General features: G+C 71.9%; 12 protein-coding genes. 9 read left to right on the top strand and 3 right to left on the bottom strand.

Annotated features, from left to right (window positions below; translation table 11 throughout):
• The 6 genes from ACFFNX_RS40305 to ACFFNX_RS40330 form a co-directional block, all read left to right on the top strand.
• A partial coding sequence (locus ACFFNX_RS40305) for a hypothetical protein (protein ID WP_378211437.1) occupies positions 1-370 on the top strand: 370 nt, incomplete at its 5' end.
• A 65-nt stretch (positions 371-435) separates the two neighbouring features.
• Positions 436-648, top strand: a complete 213-nt coding sequence (locus ACFFNX_RS40310) for a hypothetical protein (RefSeq protein ID WP_378211438.1) — start codon at positions 436-438, stop codon at positions 646-648.
• On the top strand, positions 645-830 hold the full coding sequence (locus tag ACFFNX_RS40315) for an RNA polymerase sigma factor (RefSeq protein ID WP_378211439.1): 186 nt from the start codon (positions 645-647) through the stop codon (positions 828-830). Before ACFFNX_RS40310 ends, ACFFNX_RS40315 begins: the two co-directional genes overlap by 4 nt.
• Complete coding sequence (locus ACFFNX_RS40320; RefSeq protein WP_378211440.1) at positions 752-958, top strand: sigma factor; 207 nt, start codon at positions 752-754, stop codon at positions 956-958. The genes ACFFNX_RS40315 and ACFFNX_RS40320 overlap by 79 nt, the downstream gene beginning before the upstream one ends.
• Positions 958-1,137, top strand: a complete 180-nt coding sequence (locus tag ACFFNX_RS40325) for a sigma factor-like helix-turn-helix DNA-binding protein (RefSeq protein ID WP_378211442.1) — start codon at positions 958-960, stop codon at positions 1,135-1,137. The genes ACFFNX_RS40320 and ACFFNX_RS40325 overlap by 1 nt, the downstream gene beginning before the upstream one ends.
• Positions 1,138-1,480: 343 nt before the next feature.
• On the top strand, positions 1,481-2,266 hold the full coding sequence (locus ACFFNX_RS40330) for a hypothetical protein (protein WP_378211444.1): 786 nt from the start codon (positions 1,481-1,483) through the stop codon (positions 2,264-2,266).
• A 35-nt stretch (positions 2,267-2,301) separates the two neighbouring features.
• Here ACFFNX_RS40330 and ACFFNX_RS40335 read toward each other — a convergent pair whose 3' ends face one another.
• Both ACFFNX_RS40335 and ACFFNX_RS40340 read right to left on the bottom strand, forming a co-directional pair.
• Complete coding sequence (locus ACFFNX_RS40335) at positions 2,302-2,577, bottom strand: ATP-binding protein (protein WP_378211445.1); 276 nt, start codon at positions 2,575-2,577, stop codon at positions 2,302-2,304.
• A complete protein-coding gene (locus ACFFNX_RS40340) occupies positions 2,574-2,768 on the bottom strand; it encodes a hypothetical protein (RefSeq protein ID WP_378211447.1) in 195 nt (64 codons plus the stop codon). The genes ACFFNX_RS40335 and ACFFNX_RS40340 overlap by 4 nt, the downstream gene beginning before the upstream one ends.
• 266 nt (positions 2,769-3,034) lie before the next feature.
• Between ACFFNX_RS40340 and ACFFNX_RS40345 the strand changes: the two genes are divergently transcribed.
• Complete coding sequence (locus ACFFNX_RS40345; protein ID WP_378211449.1) at positions 3,035-3,190, top strand: hypothetical protein; 156 nt, start codon at positions 3,035-3,037, stop codon at positions 3,188-3,190.
• Positions 3,191-3,320: 130 nt separating this feature from the next.
• Here the strand turns inward: ACFFNX_RS40345 and ACFFNX_RS40350 are convergent, their stop codons facing one another.
• Positions 3,321-3,905 carry a TetR/AcrR family transcriptional regulator gene (locus ACFFNX_RS40350; protein WP_378211450.1) on the bottom strand — a complete coding sequence of 195 codons (585 nt, stop codon included), beginning with the start codon at positions 3,903-3,905 and terminating at the stop codon, positions 3,321-3,323.
• 134 nt (positions 3,906-4,039) lie between these two features.
• Here ACFFNX_RS40350 and ACFFNX_RS40355 point away from each other — a divergent pair, with 134 nt between their 5' ends.
• Together ACFFNX_RS40355 and ACFFNX_RS40360 are read left to right on the top strand one after the other, a co-directional pair.
• On the top strand, positions 4,040-4,972 hold the full coding sequence (locus tag ACFFNX_RS40355; protein ID WP_378211451.1) for an SDR family NAD(P)-dependent oxidoreductase: 933 nt from the start codon (positions 4,040-4,042) through the stop codon (positions 4,970-4,972).
• A gap of 21 nt (positions 4,973-4,993) precedes the next feature.
• Positions 4,994-5,622 (top strand): DNA polymerase IV (locus tag ACFFNX_RS40360; RefSeq protein ID WP_378211452.1); only part of this gene is annotated, 629 nt, incomplete at its 3' end.

The following is a 5,622-nucleotide window of genomic DNA, read 5'->3' on the forward strand; positions in this document are numbered from 1 at the left end:
GTGGCCGCTCGCGCTGACCGCCCTGGCCGGCCTCGACACGATCCCGCCGCGCATGCCGGCCTTCCGCGAGCACGCGCTCGCCATCGCCGCGGCCGTCAACGCCGACGGCGCCGCCCGTACGTGCCCGGAGCCGCCGCAGACACCCCTGTTCCACGTCCACCTGCCGGCGCCGAAGGAGTCGGTCGAGCGGGCCGGGGCCGCGCTGCTCGCCGAGACGGGAGTGCAGCTCTTCCCACGCGTGCGCTCGCTCCCGGACCCGCGCCGGTGCGCGTTCGAGATCAGCGTCGGCGAGAACGCTATGGAGTTCGGCCCCGACGAGGTCGTCGGCCTGATTCACGAGCTGCTCGACCGCGCCGGATCGACCCGATGACCACGGCCCGGTCTCTTCCGAGGGTTCCCGTTCGTCGTACGGGTGAGACGGCCTGAGGAGGTTCCGTGAAGTACCCGTTGTCCGAGCCCGCCGAAGAGGACCGAGGCGCCTGGAGCGAGGAGGTGCCGCGCCGGGGGGTCGTGCGCGGCGACACCGTGGCGCCGTTCGCCGAGACGAAGGAGCGGATCGGCGGGTCCTGCCTTACCGGCATGCGCGTGGCGCTGGAGATCGCCGCCGGCCACGCGACCATCGGGCACCGGCCCGTCCGCCGGCCGTGACGACCGAGGTCGAGGCCGCCGTCGACCAGGCGTTCCGCGATGAGTGGGGTCAGGTCGTCGCGACCCTGATCCGGGTCACCGGCGACTGGGATCTCGCCGAAGAGTGCGCGCAGGACGCCTTCGCGCTCGCCCGGCGGCGCCGGCCGCGCGACGGGTTCCCCGGCGGCCCGGCGCGTGGCTGACCACCACCGCGCGCAACCGCGCCATCGACCGGTTGCGCCGTGAGGCGGTCGGCGCCGGGAGGCCGCCGCCCCGTCCCCGGCCGAGCCCGGCGAAGCCGAAGCCGACACCGACGACCGGCTGCGCCTGATGTTCACCTGCTGTCATCCCGCGCTGGCGCCCGAGGCGCAGGTCGCGCTCACGCTGCGCACCCTGGCCGGGCTGACGACCGCCGAGATCGCGCGGGCGTTCCTCGTCGGTGAGGCGACGATGTCCAAGCGGCTCGTACGGGTGTCATCCCGCGCGCGGTGCGGTACCTGCCTTGGCTAGGCTCGGGCTTCGGGCCTGTGACCGGCGCCGTCGTCACAGGAGTCGAACACCTCTGTGTCTTCGAAGGTTCGCATTGACTCGCACCACTCCGCCGCGGCCGGTCGACGTCGCAGCCGTGTTCCCTGCTCTGGCACCGTTGGCCCGCACCGCGATTCGGCTGCATCCCCGCCCCGGGAGCCCTTCGCCGCAGGACAGTTCGGTCGGTGGGCCGCTGTTGTGGCCGGCCGCCGAGCCGTGGCCGCACTGCGACGGCCCCCATGAACTGGACGGGCTGAACCCGGCCATGTCCCTGGCGGACGTGAGGCTGGAACGACGGATCCGTGCTGCCGCGTATGGCAGGAGCATGACCACGCAGGAGCGGGAGACCCTCCGCCGGATCCATCCCCTGCCCGACGTTCCGATAACGAAGCCGCCGGTCGCCCAACCGTATGAGGGTTCGATGGCGATGCTGCCGGTCGCGCAACTGTACGTGCGTGACGTGCCCGGTTTGCCCGTGCCCGCAGGGCTGGACCTGCTCCAGGTGCTGTGGTGCCCCTTCGACCACCCTCCGGAGGAGTACGTGCCCAGGACCGCGCTGTTCTGGCGTTCTGCGGACGAGGTCACCGACATCCTCACCGCATGCCCGGAACCGCCCGCGGTGCAGTTCGAGGGCTACGTGCCGGAGCCGTGCCTGATCGACCCGGAGCAGGTGACCGAGTATCCCGCCCTCCTGGAGTTGAGCGAGGAGTTGCAGGAGCGGATGGAGGATTGGAACACGTGGCAGGCGGCCGGCGCCGCTCCGGACGGCTCCTACGCGCCCGCCCCGCAGGAGTTCTACCTGGCCGAGTTGTCCGTCGCTCCCGGCTGGAAGGTGGGTGGCTTGATCCGCTGGGGTCTTACCGACCCCTACGATCAGCCGTGTCCTGTCTGTGGCACGCCGACAGAGCCGCTGCTGACGATCGCCGGGTTCGAGTGGGACAGCGACGCTGACAGCTGGATCCCGTATGAGGACCAGGCCGCCGGCATCTCCAGTTCCAGCCCTGCGTACCTGGCGCAACCGAGTCAGATTCAGATCGGACGCGGCTATAACCAGATTGTCCGCATCTGCCCAACATCACACGACCACCCACACGTCCAGCTGGTGCAATGACCAGCCGCACGCCGTAGGGTCGACCGCCTCTTGACTTAGCGGGCGATGGTCTTGGTGAGCACCGTGTCATCGGCGGCCTCGACGAGTTCGTCGACCAGGCGGGCGGTCAGGACGTACTTCACGCGGCAACCGGCCATCGCGGCCTCGGTGCCCAACGCGATGAGCAGGTGTGACTTGTCAGTCCCTGAGTCGCCGATCAGGCACCGGGGGTGGCCGTTCTCGACCCATTCACATTTCGCGAGGGTGTGGATCAGCGCGGATGGGATGGAGGGGAGGGCCTCGAAGTTGACCAGAACCGAGTAGTGGTTCATCCGCACGCAGATCTGCGAGCGACGGTCGACGCGCGGGTGGTCACCCGGCCGATTGGGAAGGGCTCGTCCGGCAGCGGCTGTTCGATGGCGAAGTATTCACCGACCGTCCGGGCGCGGGACCCGATCCTGCGCTGGTCATCTTCGGTATCCCACTGATCGATCAAGGCGTTCAGCCCGGCGAGCGAGTCCACGCATGGGATGGGGACCAGGCGGTTGCGGCCGACCTCGCCCTCAACGCCGCCTCTCTCGTGAGCACCTTGTTGCCCTGGCCGGCAGTAGAAGGCCTCCAGGCCGGAGTCCCGCCGGATCGCCGCGAACAACTCGACCTTGGTCTTCTGCGCCCCCTTGCTACCCCACAACCGCTCAGATGGGGCCAAAACTCGCCCAAACCGACATCCCTGACGGCGAGGTGGGGTCAGCGACCAAAGTGGGGCCAGGACGCACTCGTAGAACCAAGGTGCCCGAGCACCCGGCCCTCGCCGGGCTGCGGCGCTTCGACAAGGTCATCGGCGTCGAGCTGGACCTGGAAGAGGCGGACGTGGACCTCCTCGCCCGGCCGGTCGAGCTCGCCTGGCGCACCCGCGCTCCCAAGCGCGTCGTGGCGGCCGGGTGAGCGCGGCGTCGTGAGCCGACCGCCGTACTCGCGGGCCTGCCCGCCGACGCGTGGGGCGTGGACTCTCCGTGCGTCGTGGCCGCATGGCCTCGGCGTTCCGCTGCCCGGCCGCGGAGGCCGGACCGCGCCCCTACGGACCGGCCGCGCCGTAGCGGAGGCCGTCCATCAGCAGGTCGAGTATCCGGCCGGCCTGCTCGCGCTGGGTGGGTTCGGCGGCCATCAGGGAGACGCCGCCGAGACTCGCCACCACGTCGGCGGCGTCGACGTCGGGCCGGATCCGGCCGGCGGCGGCCCCGGCCCGGGTGAGCGTCGTGACGGCCTCCGTCAGGCGGGCCTTGCTCTCGGAGAACGGGTTGCCGCCGGAGGCGATGACGGCGCGCAGGGCGTCGGCCATGCCGCGCTTGGTGGTCATGTAGTCGACGAAACGGTCCATCCAGGTGCGCAGGGCCTCATCGGCGGGCAGGCTCTCCAGCAGTTCCGTCGTGGCGTCGCACAGGCGTGCGAGCTCCTTGCGGTAGGTCGCCTCGACGAGCGCCTCGCGGGTGGGGAAGTGCCGGTACAGCGTGCCGATGCCGACGCCCGCGTCCTTGGCGATCGCGTCGAGGGTGACCTCCGCACCGTCGGCCCGGGTGAAGGCGCGTGCGGCGGCGTCGAGGAGGCGGTCGCGGTTGCGCTGGGCGTCAGCGCGCAGCGGTCGGGGGCCGGTGGATGGCACGGCTCCTCCTCAGGTGACGCGGGTTTGTAAATGGAGGCTCCTCCGCTTAGGGTTGGAGTCATACGGAGGTTCCTCCGGTTCACATCCTACCGGCCGGACCTGCACACCGCAGGACCCGGGGAGATGGAAAGATCATGACACGCATCACCACGCCCTTCGGCTTCTCCTCCACGGCCGCCGAGGTCCTCGACGGCGTCGACCTCACCGGCCGCCGCGCCGTCGTCACCGGCGGCGCGTCCGGCATCGGCGTGGAGACCGCGCGGGCGCTGGCGGCCGCCGGAGCGGAGGTCACGCTCGCGGTCCGCCGGCGCGAGGCCGGGGAGCACACCGCCGAGGACATCATCGCGACCACCGGCAACAAGCAGGTCCTGGTCGCCGCCCTCGACCTCGCCGACCAGACCTCGGTGCGGCGCTTCACCGCCGCCTGGGAGGGCCCGCTGCACATCCTCGTGAACAACGCCGGCGTGATGGCCGCGCCGGAGACGCGCACGCCGGAGGGCTGGGAGCTCCAGTTCGCCACGAACCACTTCGGCCACTTCACCCTGGCCACCGGCCTGCACGGGGCGCTCGCCGCCGCCGGGGGCGCGCGCGTCGTGTCCGTCAGCTCCAGCGCGCACCTGCGGTCGGCGGTCGTCTTCGACGACATCCACTTCCGCGAGCGCCCGTACGAGCCCTGGTCCGCGTACGGGCAGTCCAAGACGGCCAACGTCCTGTTCGCGGTGGAGGCGACGCGGCGCTGGGCCGGCGACGGCATCACCGTCAACGCCCTGATGCCGGGCGGCATCCGCACCAACCTCCAGCGTTACGTCAGCGACGAGGAACTCGAGCGGCTCCGCCGGGCGTCGGGTGGCGGCGGCGCGCAGTGGAAGACCCCCGAGCAGGGCGCCGCGACGTCCGTGCTCGTCGCGGCCTCCCCGCTGCTCGACGGGGTGAGCGGGCGCTACTTCGAGGACTGCGAGGAGGCCGAGCCCAATCGGCCCGGCACCCGCACCGGCGTCGCGCCTCACGCCCTGGACCCGGAGGCGGCCGAGCGGCTGTGGCAGGTCAGTGTCGGCACTCTCGGGTGAAGATGGAGTGTGGCCCCGTGGGTGTTGCACGTCGACCTCGACCAGTTCCTGGTCGCGGTGGAGGTGCTGCGCCGCCCGGAGCTGCGCGGCCTTCCGGTCGTCGTCGGCGGCGACGGTGACCCGGCCAAGCGCGGCGTGGTCAGCACGGCCTCCTACGAGGCGCGGGTGTTCGGCGTGCACTCCGGGCTACCCCTTCGCACGGCCGCGCGGCGCTGCCCCGGCGCGGTGTTCCTGCCGGTCGACCGGCCCGTGTACGAGGCGGCGTCCGCGGAGGTGATGGCGGTCCTGCGGGCGTACGGCGCGGTCGTCGAGGTGCTCGGCTGGGACGAGGCGTTCCTGGCCGTCGACACCGACGATCCCGAGGCGGACGCCCGCGAGATCCGCCGCCGCGTCCACGCGGCGACCGGCCTCGGCTGCAGCGTCGGGATCGGAGGGAACAAGCTCCAGGCCAAGGTCGCCACCGGCTTCGGCAAGCCCGGCGGGATCTTCCGGCTGACCGGCGACACCTGGCTCGACGTGCTCGGCGACCGGCCGGCCGACGCGCTGTGGAGCATCGGGCGCAAGACCGCCCGGCGGCTCGCCGCACTGGGCATCGACACCGTACGGCGGCTCGCCGAGGCCGACCCGGACGCGGTGGCCGCGCTGCTGGC

Source organism: Actinoallomurus acaciae, assembly GCF_042429965.1.
Taxonomy (GTDB): Bacteria; Actinomycetota; Actinomycetes; order Streptosporangiales; family Streptosporangiaceae; genus Actinoallomurus; species Actinoallomurus acaciae.